At 45.5% G+C, this 16,750-nt stretch carries 12 protein-coding genes and 2 pseudogenes; all 14 read left to right on the top strand.

The genetic code is table 11. The annotated features are described in order from the left end of the window. Positions 1-61 precede the first annotated feature (61 nt). A pseudogene (locus IPL71_RS14015) lies at positions 62-379 on the top strand (GAF domain-containing protein); the annotation flags it as partial. Beyond that, positions 325-462 (top strand): annotated as a pseudogene (locus IPL71_RS25985) (hypothetical protein); the annotation flags it as partial. The pseudogenes IPL71_RS14015 and IPL71_RS25985, both read left to right, overlap by 55 nt. A gap of 21 nt (positions 463-483) precedes the next feature. Next, positions 484-753 carry a hypothetical protein gene (locus IPL71_RS14010; RefSeq protein ID WP_345322573.1) on the top strand — a complete coding sequence of 90 codons (270 nt, stop codon included), beginning with the start codon at positions 484-486 and terminating at the stop codon, positions 751-753. Positions 754-1,006: 253 nt separating this feature from the next. Further along, complete coding sequence (locus tag IPL71_RS14005) at positions 1,007-1,528, top strand: PDC sensor domain-containing protein (RefSeq protein WP_345322571.1); 522 nt, start codon at positions 1,007-1,009, stop codon at positions 1,526-1,528. A 66-nt stretch (positions 1,529-1,594) separates the two neighbouring features. Then, positions 1,595-2,638 carry a GAF domain-containing protein gene (locus tag IPL71_RS14000; RefSeq protein WP_345322749.1) on the top strand — a complete coding sequence of 348 codons (1,044 nt, stop codon included), beginning with the start codon at positions 1,595-1,597 and terminating at the stop codon, positions 2,636-2,638. Positions 2,639-2,640: 2 nt separating this feature from the next. After that, positions 2,641-3,306, top strand: a complete 666-nt coding sequence (locus IPL71_RS13995; protein ID WP_345322569.1) for a hypothetical protein — start codon at positions 2,641-2,643, stop codon at positions 3,304-3,306. Continuing rightward, positions 3,278-4,369 carry a GAF domain-containing protein gene (locus IPL71_RS13990; protein WP_345322567.1) on the top strand — a complete coding sequence of 364 codons (1,092 nt, stop codon included), beginning with the start codon at positions 3,278-3,280 and terminating at the stop codon, positions 4,367-4,369. The genes IPL71_RS13995 and IPL71_RS13990 overlap by 29 nt, the downstream gene beginning before the upstream one ends. A gap of 123 nt (positions 4,370-4,492) precedes the next feature. Continuing rightward, positions 4,493-6,544, top strand: coding sequence for a GAF domain-containing protein (locus IPL71_RS13985; RefSeq protein WP_345322565.1), 2,052 nt, complete (start codon positions 4,493-4,495; stop codon positions 6,542-6,544). Between the two features lie 191 nt (positions 6,545-6,735). Beyond that, a complete protein-coding gene (locus IPL71_RS13980; RefSeq protein ID WP_345322563.1) occupies positions 6,736-8,445 on the top strand; it encodes a GAF domain-containing protein in 1,710 nt (569 codons plus the stop codon). Between the two features lie 16 nt (positions 8,446-8,461). Further along, a complete protein-coding gene (locus tag IPL71_RS13975; protein WP_345322561.1) occupies positions 8,462-11,404 on the top strand; it encodes a GAF domain-containing protein in 2,943 nt (980 codons plus the stop codon). Continuing rightward, complete coding sequence (locus IPL71_RS13970) at positions 11,401-12,726, top strand: GAF domain-containing protein (protein ID WP_345322559.1); 1,326 nt, start codon at positions 11,401-11,403, stop codon at positions 12,724-12,726. Before IPL71_RS13975 ends, IPL71_RS13970 begins: the two co-directional genes overlap by 4 nt. Positions 12,727-13,142: 416 nt before the next feature. Then, entirely contained in the window at positions 13,143-14,036 is an 894-nt protein-coding gene (locus IPL71_RS13965; protein WP_345322557.1) for an ABC transporter substrate-binding protein, read from the top strand. A gap of 90 nt (positions 14,037-14,126) precedes the next feature. Next, positions 14,127-16,187 (top strand): HAMP domain-containing protein, encoded by a 2,061-nt coding sequence (locus IPL71_RS13960; RefSeq protein WP_345322556.1) that lies wholly within the window; start codon positions 14,127-14,129, stop codon positions 16,185-16,187. Beyond that, on the top strand, positions 16,100-16,729 hold the full coding sequence (locus IPL71_RS13955; RefSeq protein WP_514130786.1) for a GAF domain-containing protein: 630 nt from the start codon (positions 16,100-16,102) through the stop codon (positions 16,727-16,729). The genes IPL71_RS13960 and IPL71_RS13955 overlap by 88 nt, the downstream gene beginning before the upstream one ends. Positions 16,730-16,750 lie beyond the last annotated feature (21 nt).

Genomic DNA, 16,750 nt, shown 5'->3' with positions numbered 1-16,750 from the left:
GCTCTTATATTGCCTCTGATATTGGCAATGCAAATTTTATTCGCGAACAAACTTTCCACTTACCCGTTCACGTATGATGCTTCCTCTCACCGTACGTGGCGAAGTGATCGGCGTTTTGGATTTGCACTCTGAACAACCACAAGCTTTCACGCCTCAAGATGCGGAAATTATGCAAACCCTTGCGGATCTGATCGCAATCTCCATAGACAATGTACGCCTGATCGATGAGACAAAAGCTCTCATCAACCAACTTGAATCAAATACATCCATTCAAACAAAACAGACCTGGACGAAATTAACCAGCCGCCACACACCCGCTTATCAATATACCCCGGCAGGTGTACGCCCAATATTTTCATCAAACAAAAAGAGAAAGTAATAACGAGCCTAAGGATACCCCTCGTTCTACACGGGCAAAAAATCGGCGCGATTAATCTTCTTAGAAAAGGCAGTGCAGCATCCTGGTCTGAACGTGAGAGAAGCTTGATCGAAAAAATAGCAGATCAGGTATCTCTGGCGCTGGAAAACAGCAGACTCGTTGACGAAGCACAAAAAAGCGCGCTGCGTGATCAAATGATCGCGAACATCTCTTCAAGAGTACGTGAAACACTGGATGTCGAATCAGTTGTCCGCACGGCTGCGACTGAACTGCGCAGAGTGTTCGATCTAAAGGAAGCCGAGATCAGCATTGGCTCCATACAAGCGGCTCCTCCGCCCCCAAAGAAACACACAAGCCAATTAAAGTTAAAATGATTCAGGTGAATTTATGGAGCTAAACAAGGAAAGAGGTACGCTGTGATTCACTAAGAAGCCCATTATCTGGCGATTAACGATTTGGTTCTTGGTTTTATCACTGATTCCAGATCGTGATTGTAGTTATGTTTGTTCAAAGACAGGTGCGTGACAACATCATCACGACACAGCTGGAAATCATGCGCGATCATGCTCGCATATATTCAGCCCGCATGAAATTGAACCTGATAAGGAACAAGCCTTTGCTGAAGACATGATGAATAACACAGCAAATGGCGATGCCTTCTTTCTTATTGCTGTAAACGGAACCTATCTGGCACATTCCAACCCTGAAAAAATTGGACGCTCAGCGCTGGAAGATTTTAATTTTGACACTTTGCAAAAACTACTGGCAAGAGAAACCACAACAATTCTCGATAATGAAAATGGACTTTTAATTGGTTCCTACCGCACCACGCTCACCAACCCGCTGGCGGTTTCTGTGGGGAACATCGAAGAAAAAACGGTGGCGCTCAATTCTTTAACCCGTAACATCCTGCTGCAATTATTTTCTGCATTACTTCTGGTGTCGATTGGCGCAGGCATGGCCGTGCTTTCAATTCTCAGACCACTGGTAAAACTTGCGAATTTCGCTACTGAAGTCAGCCAGGGAAACTTTAATGCAAAATTTGATGACCGAAGACTAAGCGGTGAACTGGCAATGCTTTCCTCCAGCATCAAAAGCCTCACAACAAGCGCACAAAACTCAATTCTATCTTTGGAAAACCGGGTTTGAAGATCGCACACGCCAACTTGAACATCGCAGCAACCTGTTAAAGCCGTAGCCGATGTAGGCAAGGCAATTACATCTTTCCGCAGCCTTTCAGAACTTTTACAACAAACAACCTATCTGATCAATGAAAACTTTGGCTATTACCATGTAGGCATTTTTCTTCTGGATGAGCACAAAGAGTACGCAATCTTAACCGCCACAAACAGCACAGGCGGTCTTCGTATGCTCGAAAATAACCATCAGCTTAAAGTTAGCGAAACCAGCATTGTAGGATACGCAACCCAAAACGCAAAAGCCCGCATTGCTCTGGATGTGGGCAAAGACGCTGTATACTTTGATAATCCAGATCTCCCAAATACCCGCTCAGAAATGGCACTCCCGCTTGTAGTAGGCGGACAGATACTCGGCGCATTGGATGTACAAAGCACAGAATCCCAGGCTTTTTCCGAAGAAGATGTTGCTACTCTTCAAATTCTTGCCGAACAGCTTGCCGTGGCAATTCAAAATGCCAACTTACTTAATGAGACTGAAAAGGCGCTTGAAGCCGCCCGCACGGTCTATGGTGAAATCAGTCGTGACGCATGGATAAAAATTCTTCGCAACCAACCCCGTGTTGGATACCTTGCCACACCACCCGGAACAATTCAAATGCACTCTGAAGTTCTGGAGACAAATCTTGCAAAAGCATTTGAAACTGGAGATGTAGTACTTGGAAGTGATAACCTCACAATCAGTGTCCCGATCAAAGTACGCGGTCAAACCATTGGAGCAATGCGCTTAAAGAAATCTGAAATTGCAGAAGCATGGACACAGGACGAAACCAATCTCGCGATCGCATTATCAGATCAACTGAGCGGCGCGTTGGAAAGCGCCCGTCTCTATCGCGAATCGCAGCAACGAGCAGCGCGCGAATCATTGGTTTCAGATATTTCAGCGCGGATTAGCGCCGTATCTCATACAGATGCCATTCTACGGGAAACTGTTCAAGAACTTGGACAAACTCTGGGTAAAGCCTCCGTCACCTTCCAATTGCTGGGTTCAGCCGATGGGCAGGCTAAAAACCAGGAAAAGAGAAGCGAATCATTAGATGGTACTGGAAAGGCAAAAAAGTAAGCATGTTAAATCTGCGACCTGAAAATAAACAAGGCAATTCTTTCATACAACGCGCCGGGCAAACCTGGTTCAAGTTGATTGCCCCCCACCCATCCATAAAAGCGGTGGGAGAATATCGCCGCGCACAGTTACTCTCAATAATCACGCTGATAGAAAGCATCTCTTTCTTCGCAACCATTTTTTTTAACCCCAAAAGCGTTGGAGCATTTCTTGTCCTGAGCATCATAACCCTGACAGCCTATGTCCTCAGCAGAACAAAACACTATCGGATTGGAATTTACATCTTCACATACGCCTTTACAGCGTTTGGTTTCTATAGAATATATCAAGGCACGCCAAACTCCATCGCTTCATCCATTGACACGACCGTACACATAGCGCTCGTGTTTTCAAGCGTACTGCTTTCGCAAAGAGGCTTTCTTACTCTGGTCTTACTTGCCACAATCGCATCATTCGCAGCGCCTTATTATTCAAACATACCCACTCCTGAAATTGAAAATATTTTCCAGACAAGCGGTGTTGTCCTGGTGATTGGAGCGGTGTTGTATGGCATTCAAATTTTCCGCGCAAATTTGGACAAGGAACAACTCAAAGAATTAACCAACACAAACCGCGAACTTGAAGATATCACAACAAATCTTGAACAACGCATCGGCGCGCGCGACTGATTTGGAAAAAGCCAATCAACAGATTAAGGAAAGAGCCGCCCGGTTTCAAGTCATCTCGGATATTTCACAAGAAATATCCGCCAACGTCGAGCAGCAGCCCAAAGAGTTACTTAATCGAATTGTCCGAACGATCAGCGACAAATTCAACTTTTATCACATTGGCATCTTTTTATTTGATGAAAACCGTGAATATGCCGTATTACGTGCCGCAAATAGTCAGGGAGGACAGCATATGCTGGAACGCCGCCATCAATTAAAAATTGGCGGTGCCGGCGTCGTTGGATATGTATCTCAAAGCGGCAGCCCGCGTATTTCACTCGACACAGGCTCAGATGCGGTCTTCTTCAACAACCCCGACCTTCCAAAAACACGTTCCGAAATGGCGCTGCCCCTTAAATATGGCAGCAAAACCATTGGCGTACTCGATATACAAAGCACGCTCCCATCCGCATTCAACAATGAAGATGTAAACCTCTTAAGTGCGCTTGCAAATCAGATCGCCATCGTCATCAATACAGTTCTCCCAACTGAACGGGCGGAGTACTCGCGTATTTCAAAAAAAGCAACAGGCATCGAACAACTCGAAAAACAAAGTGGATATTCCTATCTGCCGGACGGCACCATCTCGACGGCACGTACACTCAATAGCGCCACCCTCGACCAGGCACTCGCATCAGGCGAGACTGTGATATTGGCCCGGCCTTCGAAGGAGAATCCCTCCACCCTGGCAGTTCCCGTAAAATTCCGCGAACAAATTATCGGATTTATACACGTGGAAGCATCAGAAGTGAACAGAAAATGGACAGAGGATGAAATCTCGATTATTCAATCCATTTCAGACCGCGCCTCTTTGGCAATAGAAAACGCCCGCCTCTTTGAAGAAACGGAACGCCGCGCAGAACACGAACAACTTATTGCCCAGGTCACATCGCGTATTGGCGCCTCCAACAATATGGACAGCATCCTGCAAACAACCATTCAGGAACTTGGCCGGGCGCTAGGCGCTTCACGCTCGTTTATCCAATTAGGTGCATCTCCTGACAGTGAAAATACAATTGAATAAAAAATCTCCCTTAATACTGCCATCGAAAAGGTTATTATGAGTCAGAGTAGATCAAAGCGAATACAAAATATTTCAGGCAAAAAAAACAACAACTTATCGCTGCAAACGCGATTGGTAATATTTATGTTGTTGATCGCTCTGATTCCCCTGGTCATCATTGCTGTTCGCGATACTATTCAAACACAACAGGCACTAACCAAAGGGGCTGAAATCTCCTTGAAAGCAGGAGCAACACAAACTGCAAACAGTCTCGATAACTTCATCCAAAACACATTGAGCACCGTTAGCTCGGAAGCGCAGCTTGCTGATTTTATAACCTATCTGACAGTGTCCCCAACCGTAAGGACGGGAACAGTGATACAGGCGCGCACCCTGGACCTGTTGGAAAACCTAAGCAAGAAAGACAGCACCAACATTATCTCCTATGCCCTTGTGGACACAAATGGAAATGTTATATTAGACAACGCCTCAGATATACTGCGCAACGAATCTACAGAACCGTACTTCTTGCCCGTACAATTTAGTGATAACCCGGTTGTTTCATACGTTACATATGAAGAAGATAAAACAACCAGCATAACTTTTGCGAGCGCAGTCAAAAATATAAATGGCGGCTATATTGGAGTTCTGCGCGTAAAATATAGATCGGCTGTTTTACAGGATGTTATTACAAAAAGTATAGGTCCCTCCACAGACACACTGGTTTTGCTTCTCGACCAACTCAGCATTCGCCTTGCCGACAGCCAAAACCCGGAGCTTATCCAAAAATCCATTGTGCCTCTTAACCCAGTCGATTTTTCCATCGCTGTGAATAATCATCGTCTTCTAAACACCTCACCTGAAGAACAAGCTACAAATTATACCGATTTTGAATTGGCGCTGGATAACGCAGTAAATCAACCTTTTTTTCAAGCCGACATTACACCCAACATCAATGGTGATGACACAATCGCAGTGGCATTCCTGCAGACTCAACCCTGGGTAATTGCCTACAGCCGTCCTACAACCATCTTTCTTGCCGATGTTCAGAGACAAATTCGCACAAATATTATTTTTGTGCTTGGCACGTCAATTGTTGTAGCGCTCATCGCCGCCTTGATCGCAAACTCATTAACAAATCCAATCATCGCACTTAGCAAGGTCGCCAATTCAATCTCACAAGGTGACTATAACGCCCGCGCCAACGTCAAGAATACAGATGAAATTGGTGTACTAGCTTTAGCGTTCAATTCAATGACAGATCAGCTTCAATCTATACTCGTCGGACTTGAACAGCGTATTGATGAAAGAACCGCCGACCTCAAGAAAAGCACTCTCGAATTGGAAACAATTGCCGAAGTTGCGCGTGACATTACCATCATCCGCGACTTAAGCACGCTGCTCAATGTATCTGCCAACTTGATCCGTGAACGTTTTAATTATTACCATGTCGGAATCTACCTGATTGATGATGCGGGAGAATTCGTGTATCTGCGCGCTGCAAGCGGTATGTCTGCGCAGGAAATGCTTGACCAAAACTATAAACTAAAGATTGGGCAGGAAGGACTGACGGGCAATGTAGTTAGAACATGCCGTGCCTACATTGCACAGGATGTTGGCAAGGATGCTGTCCGTTTTCAAAACCCATTTCTGCCGCAGACACATTCAGAGATTGCCCTGCCTTTGCGCAGCCGTAACATTACCATCGGCATTCTTGATATTCAAACCGATATTGAATCTGCTTTTGAAGAACGCAGCACAAATATCCTGCAATTACTGGCAGACCAGCTCGCAGCCGCGATTGAAAACGCACAATTGACACAACAAGTCGAAGGTACATTTACCGAGTTAAATACTGCATATCGTTTACAAACACAAAGTGTGTGGCAATCTGCACTCAACAACCGTGAAAATTCAGCCTATGAATACAACGGAATGCAGATGCAGTCTGTACCGCAAAATCTGCCGATCAATTTATTAAAACAGTTGGAAGCGGGCAAAGCGATCGTCACACAGACAAATACCTCAGATGTAAAAAAGACCTTACTTGTTCCAATAACAGTGCGTAATCAGATAATTGGCGTCATTGGTCTTGAGCAGGAAGACCCTAATCGTACCTGGACAGAGGAAGAGATGGCAGTTGCAGAAGCCGCAGCAAATCGCGCCGGACTAACCCTCGAGAACGCGCCTGCTTGAAGAAAGCCAAAGACGCGCCATTAAAGAACGTACGATTTTTGAAGCAACAGCCCGTATTGGCTCTGCATTGAATGTTGAGAATATTCTTGAGGCAACCGCAGAAGAGCTTGAAAAAATCCTAAGCGGCCCGGAAGTCATTCTTCAATTCCAATCAGATTCTGCCCAGAAATCCGGGAAATAACGGTGAGACTATGAGATCAGCACAAAATTCACAGCCTAACGAGATCGAAACTCCATTCAATTTACTGAGAAATCTTGTTGTTATTTCATTAATTGCAGAAGCGGCTGCATTGATCGCATCTATCGTGGGCAATCTTAACAAACAATACCTAACCATTAACGGGTATGTTTTATTGGCCACAGCAATCAGTTTGATCTTTCTGCTGCGAGGTGTTCTCCTTCCTGCTCAAATTCTTCTGCCAACTTCATTATTTGTTGGAGCCAGCTACGTTATCATTTTTCCCGGAAATGGCCTTCACGACATCAACCTTTTGGTATACGCAGTAGTAATCAGTCTGGCTGGTTTAACTCTTGGGGAACGAGGCGCGTTTGTATTCACATTCCTGATTATTCTCACAATATTCGGCATTGGCATTGCTGAAATAAGTGGCGTCCTGATATCGGAAACCAGTTCATTGACAGCCCTTATTACGCCAATCGTCGCCTCCATTATTGTTCTAACAATAGCGTTTATTCAAAGAGCCCTTATCAACCTGCTGGGTGAAAGTGCCAAACGTGCACGTGCCAGTGAAAGAGAAGTGATTGAGCGGAATAATGAATTACAGACTTTCAGCGCCGGGCTTGAGAATTTAGTACAGATGCGTACCTCTGAACTCGAACGCGCTAATCAATACAACGAGCGCCGCGCCAAACAGTTTGAAGCGATTGGTCAGGTCTCGCGTGCCATCAATCAGACTCAAGGATTACAGGAACTGCTGCCGCAAATTACACAATTGATCAGTCAACAATTTAGTTTTTATCATGTCGGCATCTTTTTGCTGGATGCGAACAATGAATACGCTGTTCTTGCGGCTTCAAATAGTGAAGGCGGAAGAAAAATGCTGGCACGCGAGCACAAACTAAAAGTTGGACAAGTAGGCATAGTAGGAAATGTAGCCGGAACCGGAGTTGCCCGCATCGCTCTGGACACTGGGGCTGATGCCATCTACTTCAATAATCCTGACCTGCCTGAAACCCGCTCCGAAATGGCACTCCCCCTTTTTCACAGCGGGGATAAACTTGTCGGTGTTATTGATGTGCAAAGCACCGCACAGGATGCATTCGGGCAGGACGACATTAAAATTCTCACCGCTCTGGCTGATCAGGTTTCCATCGCCATTGCCAATGCCCGTCTTTATGAAGATACAAAAAGAGCCCTGCGTGAATCTGAAATGCTTTATCGCGGCGATATTCAAACAGGCTGGGACAAATTTACCCGCTCGCAAAAACTTGTTGGCATTCGCAGGCAAGGATTGAAATCGAACATGCTCCTTGAACCCATGAAAATAGCCGGAGCCGCAGAAGTAAATCGTTCAGGGGAAGTTTACAAACAAAAAGCAGATGGTAACGATAAGTCTTCGCAAACAACAGTTCCAATGAAATTACGCGGAGAAGTCGTCGGCATGTTAAATATAAAAACAGACAACGACCGTGTATGGAGCCCTGATGAAATGGACATTATCACAGCCATTATTCAGCGTGCTGCGCTTTCCATTGATAATGCCCGCCTCCTAAGCGAAAGCCGCAACGCCGCAGAGAAGGAGCGTGTCATCGGTGAAATTTCTGCGAAGATCAGCGCAGGTACAGAGATTGAGACCATCCTGAAAACGGCTGTTCGAGAGCTGGGCAACCAAATTGGCGGCGTTCAGATCACAGTCGAGATGGGGAGCGGAGACGAATAGTCTCTGAAAGAAAAAAATGTCTCAATCTATAAAAACAAACACCCTCAAAGAAGTCACAGATCAGAATATCCGCAATGGGTATCTCATCATTATTGTTTTAATGAGCGCGGCGATTCTTACTGCATCCCTCTTTGCGTATTTCGGCTTTATCAACGGGCAACAGCAGCTATATATCGTCTCGGCAGTTTTAATGGCAACTGTACTCATCGACATTTGGTTATTCGCTTTAATGCGTAGCGGCAGATTCGTTTTTGCCATGATGCTTGTGATTACTTTGTTCCTGATCAATGTCACCATCGTTCCATTTTTTATTCAGGATTTAGGCGCAATCATTGCCGTTACATCAATCGTAGTAACCATCGCCATTACGGGTCTCGCGATGCCATCTAGTTATTCACTCTCGGGCATTGCGGTTGGAGTTACAGCTGGTTTGATCATATTCCTGATCGACCTGAGCCTCCCCGATAATCGCCTGAATGTACCGCAGTTGGAACAATATGTACCCATTATTGTTATCTTCATTACCATCCCGTTTGGCGTAATTGTCATCAGGGAATTCAGAAAATTCAGTCTGCGAATTAAAGTAGCCTTCAGCATTCTTGTTACCGGCAGCATTATCGTGGCCGCACTTTTAGGTTTTGGCATTGGGCGCGTCGCCTCCATCCTGGATAATCTTTCTCAAAAATTTGAAACGAGTGTTGCAGAAAATACCATATTACAAATCAACCGAGTCGTTCAAACAGAAGCTGGTAAAGCCGACATTTTGTTTTCTAAAACTGTAAGTGACGTACTTGGGATTGCAGCGTATCGCGCACAGCTTGAAACTCAACAAAAAATATTTATTGAAGGCGCCTATTGGAATGCCAGTGAAAAAATACTTCGGCTTCCAAATGGGCAATATGGAAATTCGCCCGCCGACCCATCATCCATTTTTATACCAAACATCTACGTTGTCAACGAAGCGTTATTAGCCGATCTAAACACAACCATTTACCTCGATTTTTACGCCACAAGCTTTCTAAAATCACACCCGGAAGTGGTATCCATCTATTACATCAGCGACCTCGGGTACACAACCTATTATCCCAACATAAACCTAGCTAGAAATATTCCTGCGAATTTTGATGTCAAAAACCAATCCTTCTTTTCCATAGCCACCCCGCAAAATAACCCGGAAAAACTACCGCGTTGGACTGATCCATATCAAGACCCGGCCGGAACCGGCTTGATCGTAACGTTGTCTGTACCTGTTTACACAAAAACCGGAGAATTTAAAGGTGTCATTGGCGCAGATATACAACTGACGCAAATTTCAAAAAATATATCCAACATCAAACTTGGCAGTACCGGCTTTGCCTTTCTTGTCGATAAAAATGGAACCATCCTCGCAATGCCCCCGCAAGGATATGCGCTCTTTGGTATGCAGCCGGAAGAAATACCGCTTAACGAAACGCCAAAACAATCCATTATTGCCAAAGGCACAGACGAGTTACAGGCAATCACTCAAAAGATTATCAGCGGCGAAACAAGCCTCGATATCATTCAGATCAACAATGTCAATAACTATATTGGGTACGCACCTCTGCAAACCCCAGGCTACAGACTCGCCATCATCGCGCCGTCAAGTGAATTAAACATCGGCCTGATCACATCACGCGACGAATTACAAAAAGAGATCGACGCTTCATTTCAGGGAGCCATTACAATTTTGGTATTCCTTTTTATTGGATCGCTTCTTATCAGCCTCTGGGTCGGCCAGGTAATTACGAAACCACTCGTAAACCTTACGAAAACAGTTGAAGATGTAGCCGCAGGCAATCTCTCTGCGCGTGCCAACGTGGAAGCTCAGGATGAAACCGGCTTGCTGGCCGCTTCCATAAATATCATGACCGAAAGATTAAATGATACGCTTTCAGGTCTTGAAGAACGCGTTGCCGAACGCACGCAGGAACTCGAAAACGCAAACGAAAAAAATACCCGTCGCGCAAATCAATTTGAGGCTATTGCACGTGTTGCGCAGACCATCAGGTCCACACAAGCATTAGAGGCGCTCCTTCCGCTCATCACAGTTGCCATCTCTGAGAATTTTGATTTTTACCATGTTGGCATCTTCCTGCTTGATACGCGCCGCGAATACGCAGTGCTTGTCGCCGCGAACAGCGAAGGTGGAAAGAAAATGCTGGGACGTAACCATCGTCTGCTCATTGGAGATGGAATCGTAGGCTACGCAACCAACAGCGGACAACCCCGCGTCGCACTTAACGTCGGGCTTGATTCTGCTTACTTCAATAACCCAGACCTTCCAGATACACTCTCCGAAATTGCCCTCCCCCTTCGCATTGGTTCCGAAACATTCGGCGCGTTGGATGTGCAAAGCAATCAACTAAATGCCTTTGCCGAGGAAGATATCAACATCCTTTTAACACTGGCAGATCAGGTAAGTGTAGCCATTCAAAATGCGCGCTCCTACCAACAAACCCGCGAAGCGCTCGAACAAGCCGAAGCCGCATCAATCCAATTAAGTGGGCAGCAATGGAAACAATTCCTCACACGCCAGAATGTTCAAGGGTTCTCGTTCGATGGCGTGGATACAATACAACTCAATCAATCTGACAAGCAGCGCCCGCATAGCCTTTCAATTCCACTTACTTTGCGTGGCACAAAGATCGGCACCATAAAACTCAACGCAGCAAATCCAGACCGTATATGGACAAATGATGAGATCGCAATGGTGCAAGCAGCCGCCGAAAGAACCTCGTTCGCTCTTGAAAATGCCCGATTGCTTCAAGAAGCGCAAAAACGCGCGGCAAAAGAACGTACAATCGGTGAAATCTCGGCAAAAATCGGCAGTACAAGTAACCTTGAAAACATCCTTCAAACCGCCATCCAGGAATTAGGAAACACCCTGCCCGGAACAGATATTGCCATTCAATTTAGTACAAATCAGGAGACTGAATGATCAAAAGATTGTTTAGCCCGCCAGTTTTCGACAGCCCGGAATACAATTTCCGCGCGAAATTCATTAACGGTTTTGCATGGGTTGTGATCGCTGTGTTTATGTTTTCCCTGATCCCCACTTTTGGACCAGATGCAGATGAAAATGCGGCCAGTACAGGCATCGTTCTGACCGGCTTAATTTTCGTGATGTTTCTATCACTTTATTTACTGCGAAGAGGGAACTTAAATGCCAGCGGGGCAGTGATTGTAATTCTTGGCTGGCTGGGACTTGGAATACAAGCATACACAGCCGATGGCGTAAAAGACGTGGTCATCATTGCTTACATTGCGGTCAGTTTGCTTGCCAGTATTGTTATCAACTGGCGCATAGGAAGTTTTGTCACCCTTCTTAGCATTGGAGCAATTTGGGGTCTTACATTTCTCGAAACGAATGGATATATTACCCCGCGCATCCAGGAACCCCTTGCGTTTTCACGCGATCTCTCTCTTGTGTTTATTGTCATTGCAGTGCTTATCTATTTCAGCACCACCGACTTACGAGATGCAATCGCCCGTGCGATCCAGAGTGAAAAAAACCTGCTCACTTCAAACAAAAATTTAGTAGAGCTTAATCAAACCCTGGAAGAACGCGTAAACCAGCGCACCACCGATCTGGATGCCGCAAACCGCTACAACTCAAAACGCGCCAGACAATTTGAAGCGATTTCAAAGATTGTACGTGTGATCTCATCCATTCAAGATCTGGAAACACTCCTGCCGCAGATCGCAAAAGTAATTAGCGAACAATTCAATACATATCATACCGGCATCTTCTTGCTGAACGATACGCGGGAGTTTGCGATTCTGCGCGCAGCAAACAGTGAAGGCGGAAAGAAAATGCTGGAACGCGAGCACAAATTACAAGTCGGACAGACCGGCATTGTCGGCTTCGTTACTGCCACCGGCCAGCCGCGCATCGCGCTGGACGTCGGCGCAGATGCCGTATTCTTTGACAACCCAGACCTCCCAGACACCCGTTCTGAGATTTCCCTGCCGCTCCGGTATGCAGGCCAGGTGATCGGCGCTCTAGATGTGCAAAGTACCGAATCAAACGCCTTTGATCAGGATGATATAGAAGTTTTAATTACACTCGCCGATCAGGTATCCAATGCGATCAAGAACACCCTCGCATTGGAAGAAGCCCGCAATACAGTATCCAGATTCCAAAGTTCTTTAAATGACAAAACCTACGAATCATGGAGAATCCTACAGCCAAAATCATTAGGGTTGGGATTCCAACTGATCGGATCCACAATCAAACCGTTGGAATCTCCTCGAAGATGAGCATATTCGACAGGCGCTCACAGAATAAAACGATTCTATCCAATAAAGAAAATTCCCGATCCAACCTTGCGATCCCCTCCGTTTACGCGGACAAATCGTTGGCGTAATTAATCTGCGTACAAACAATAATTATAAATTAACCAGTGATGATACCGAAATCGCCGAAGCTGTTACCGAACGCCTTTCTCTTGCCATCGAAAGCGCCACACTTCTGCAAGCCACACAACATCGGGCAGATATTGAGCGCCTGACAACCGACATTTCCTCAAAGATCAGTTCTTCCACCCGCTTTGAAACCATCCTGCAAATAGCCGCACAGGAGCTAAGCCGTGCGCTGGGCGGATCAGATGTTCTCGTACAAATCGAACCGATCTCCATTGAATTAAGTATGGCAAAATAAGACTGGTATTATAAAAATGATAAGAAAATTTATAACCAAAATTGCGCTTCTGATTCCACTCATTACCATTCTCACTGCCTGCGCGGGATTACAAACCACGCCAATCCCCAATTCTCCAATACGCGTTGAATTCACGCAATGGTGGGGAGATTACACCCTCCTCGTGGCGCAGGAAAAAGGTTTTTTCAAAAAATATGGAGTCGAAGTCGAACCGGTTTACTATGATATCTTTTCTGACACCTATCCAGACCTGGCCGCCGGACAAATTGACGGCGCACTGATAGCTGTCGGAGATACAATCAACGTCAACCGTAATGCGCTCATGAAAGTTGTCGCAGTTCACGACAACGGAGGCAACGATGCCATTGTCGTCAGTCCTGAAATTAACTCCATACAAGATCTAAGAGGAAAAAAAATCGGCATTCAGACGGGATCCCAATATGAATTGATAGTTGCCGAAATGTTACGAAGTGCAAACATGAATGTTGGTGATGTTACTATTGTCTCAATCAATCCCGAAGATGCCCTGGCTGCCCTTGAAAACAAGAAGGTTCAAGCCGCCTATATTTGGGAACCATACTTGTCTGATTCGCTCGCAAACGGATATAAAATCATTTACCCGCGGGAGCAGTTGCACCTGTTTCCAGACATGATCGTATTTCGAAAATCAATCGTAGATGAAAGACCTGAAGACATTCGGGCATTCCTAAAAGCATGGTTTGAAGCAGTGGAGTATCGTCTGCAAAACCCGGAAGAGACACGGACAATTGCCGCAAAATATCTCAACATTAGTGTTGAAGACGTATTGCCTGATGATAATTTAAAGATACTAACCCTCGAAGATAATAAACAAATATTTGATATACAGGAAGAAAAACTCAATTTACTCCATCACAAAAATCACATCTGAGTACCTGATCTCGCTCGGAGTCGTCGCAGAAGAAACTGACCCGCTTGAATTACTAGACCCGGCGTACCTGCCTTAAACAAGAGAGCTTTTATGGATAACGCAATCACACAACCTATGCAGCAGGAAAAACGCCGCAAGCAAAATGCGCTTGTGATCAGCCTTGTCACCGGCGCCCTGTTTACACTGGTTTCGATAATTGTTGGACCGCTCGCCTATAATCAAAACGGAATTAACGGGCTATGGGGTATCGGCCTGACCATTGTTGTTTCTTTTTCAGCATTTATTGCTGCTTTTCAAATCTACCGCGAACATGTCACACTTGGGATCGGCGTCTTAATAGCAACAATACTTACAATGTCACTCGCCCTGCCAATTGTCGCACAAGGACAAGGCATTGCACTGGGCGTCATGCTCCTTATTTTTGTTGCTGGGATTTCTTCCGCCACTTTGCCGCCTTTATGGGCAACTCGCGCGATTATTAGCGCATTTATTGTAGCTTCCATCATCACCCTTACCGACCTGTATTTCCCTGATTTTGGTCTGCCCACCAAACCTGGCTATACCAATCTGATCGCAATTATTGTATCCTTCGTATACGTTTTCTTTATTCTAAGGCAATTTAATACCTATACCCTGCGTACAAAGATCATTATTGCGTTTATTATCATCACGATTATTCCCTTGATCGCGCTGGGATATTTCAACAGCAGCTCATCAACACGGGCACTGCAAACTCAAAGTTCAATACAATTAAGCACGCTGGCCAATGTAGTGGCCAATAGTGTTGATGAATTTATAACGGTCCAACTTAATGCGGTACTCTCAGACGCAAAACAATCATCATTAAGTGCATACTTGAAATTCCCACCACCACCACGTTCAGGCAGTGAAGAAGACACAAATGCGCGTATTGCGCTTTTATCACTGACCCGTAAAGACCCGGTCTTTATCCATTCGATCGCAATCCTTAACGCAAACGGCGTCAATGTTCTGGATACCTTTGAAGAACATCAAGGACAGAACGAAAGCAAATTTGCTTACTTTACCAGACCCATGCAAAATGGCCTGCCCTACGCCTCGAATATAATTTTTCGTGACAATGAAGAAAATATCTACTTCAGTTCGCCGATCAAAGCCCAAAACGGAGATACGATCGGTGTTTTACGGGTAGAGTATCACGCCACTGTCATGCAATCCATTATTCGCTCAATTAACCCCGGCAGCGCCGGCACTCTGATCTCACTTGTAGATACGAACACATATGTACGGGTGGCCTATACAGGCAGTGAACGCGACGAACTTTTTAAATCGTATAAAAACTTTACAGATGTGGAGCTTGTAATATTACAAGCCGAAAACCGTCTGCCAGCCGGACCAAAAGAGAACGCCGTGGATGAACCAAGCGATGTCATCGTGGCAGGGTTGAACAATCTACAACAGGAACCTTTCTTTAACTCCTATTCGGAATCCTTAAATTCAGAATCGATCAACACCGGCGTATTTCTGAAGAAACAGCCGTGGATCGCACTGGTTCGCCAATCCACTGATATATATCTGGAACCGATCAAAGAACAAAATAGAACCAGCGTATTACTCTCACTTATTTTGATTATTATCAGCATTGCAACGGGCTTTGTTACTTCGCAGGTGCTCACATCACCGCTTACCTCTCTTGAAAAAGTTGCTGAACAGATCGCAAATGGAGATATTCACGCGCGTGCCAATATCAGCACACAGGATGAGATCGGCACATTATCCATCTCCTTCAACCGAATGACCGATGAATTAAATCAATCTTTAAATAATCTTGAAATGCGCGTGGTTGAACGCACAACAGATCTCGAAATTGCTCAGCGTTTGAGCGAAGAACGCGCCAATGAACTTCAAGCGATTAGTGAAATTTCAAAGGTAATTACCAGCGAACAAAAACTTGAAAACTTGCTGCCACTTATCACCCGCCTCGTCAGTGACCGCTTTGGTTTTTATCACGTCGGAATTTTCTGCTCGACGAAACCGGTCAGTACGCGCTGCTGCAAGCCGCAAATAGCGAAGGTGGAAAAATTATGCTGGCACGTGGGCACAGGCTTGAAGTCGGAGAGAGCGGAATCGTGGGCTTTGTCGCCCAAACCGGAATCCCCCGCATCGCATTAGACGTAGGGCTGGATGCTGTTTACTTTGACAATCCCAACCTCCCAAACACACGCTCCGAAATGGCGCTTCCATTAAGTGTGCGTGGTAAAACAATTGGAGTATTGGATATCCAAAGCGAAAAGCCGGGTGCATTTACTGAAAACGACAAAAAGACCCTCAGTATTTTGGCGGATCAAATCTCAACCTCACTGGAAAATGCCCGCCTGTTTGAACAAACTCAGCAAGCTTTAAGTGAAGCCCAAGCCCTCTACCGCCAAAATCTAAAAGAAGGGTGGGCAACATTCAGCAGCGAAGAATCCCTGATCGGTTACCGCCAAAATATGCAAGGCGGAAAGAAACTAACCAGATCCATTGACACTGACGAAATTCGCCAGGCCCTAAATCGCGGCGATGTATTGATCTTCCATGCAGATGGAATCACAGAAGAGGCGTCCATTGTCGTGCCCATAAAGCTGCGCGGGCAGATCATCGGATCTCTCAATATAAAAGCTCCCGCAAAGGACGTCAATGGAGTTCTGACGAAGTCAATCTTGCTGAAGTAATCTCTGAGCGTCTTTCCATCG

The organism is Candidatus Villigracilis proximus (genome assembly GCF_016717045.1).
In the GTDB taxonomy this organism is placed as follows: Bacteria; Chloroflexota; Anaerolineae; order Anaerolineales; family Villigracilaceae; genus Villigracilis; species Villigracilis proximus.
The sequence above is the reverse complement of the archived record's forward strand: the minus strand, read 5'-3'. Positions and strand labels throughout refer to the sequence as shown.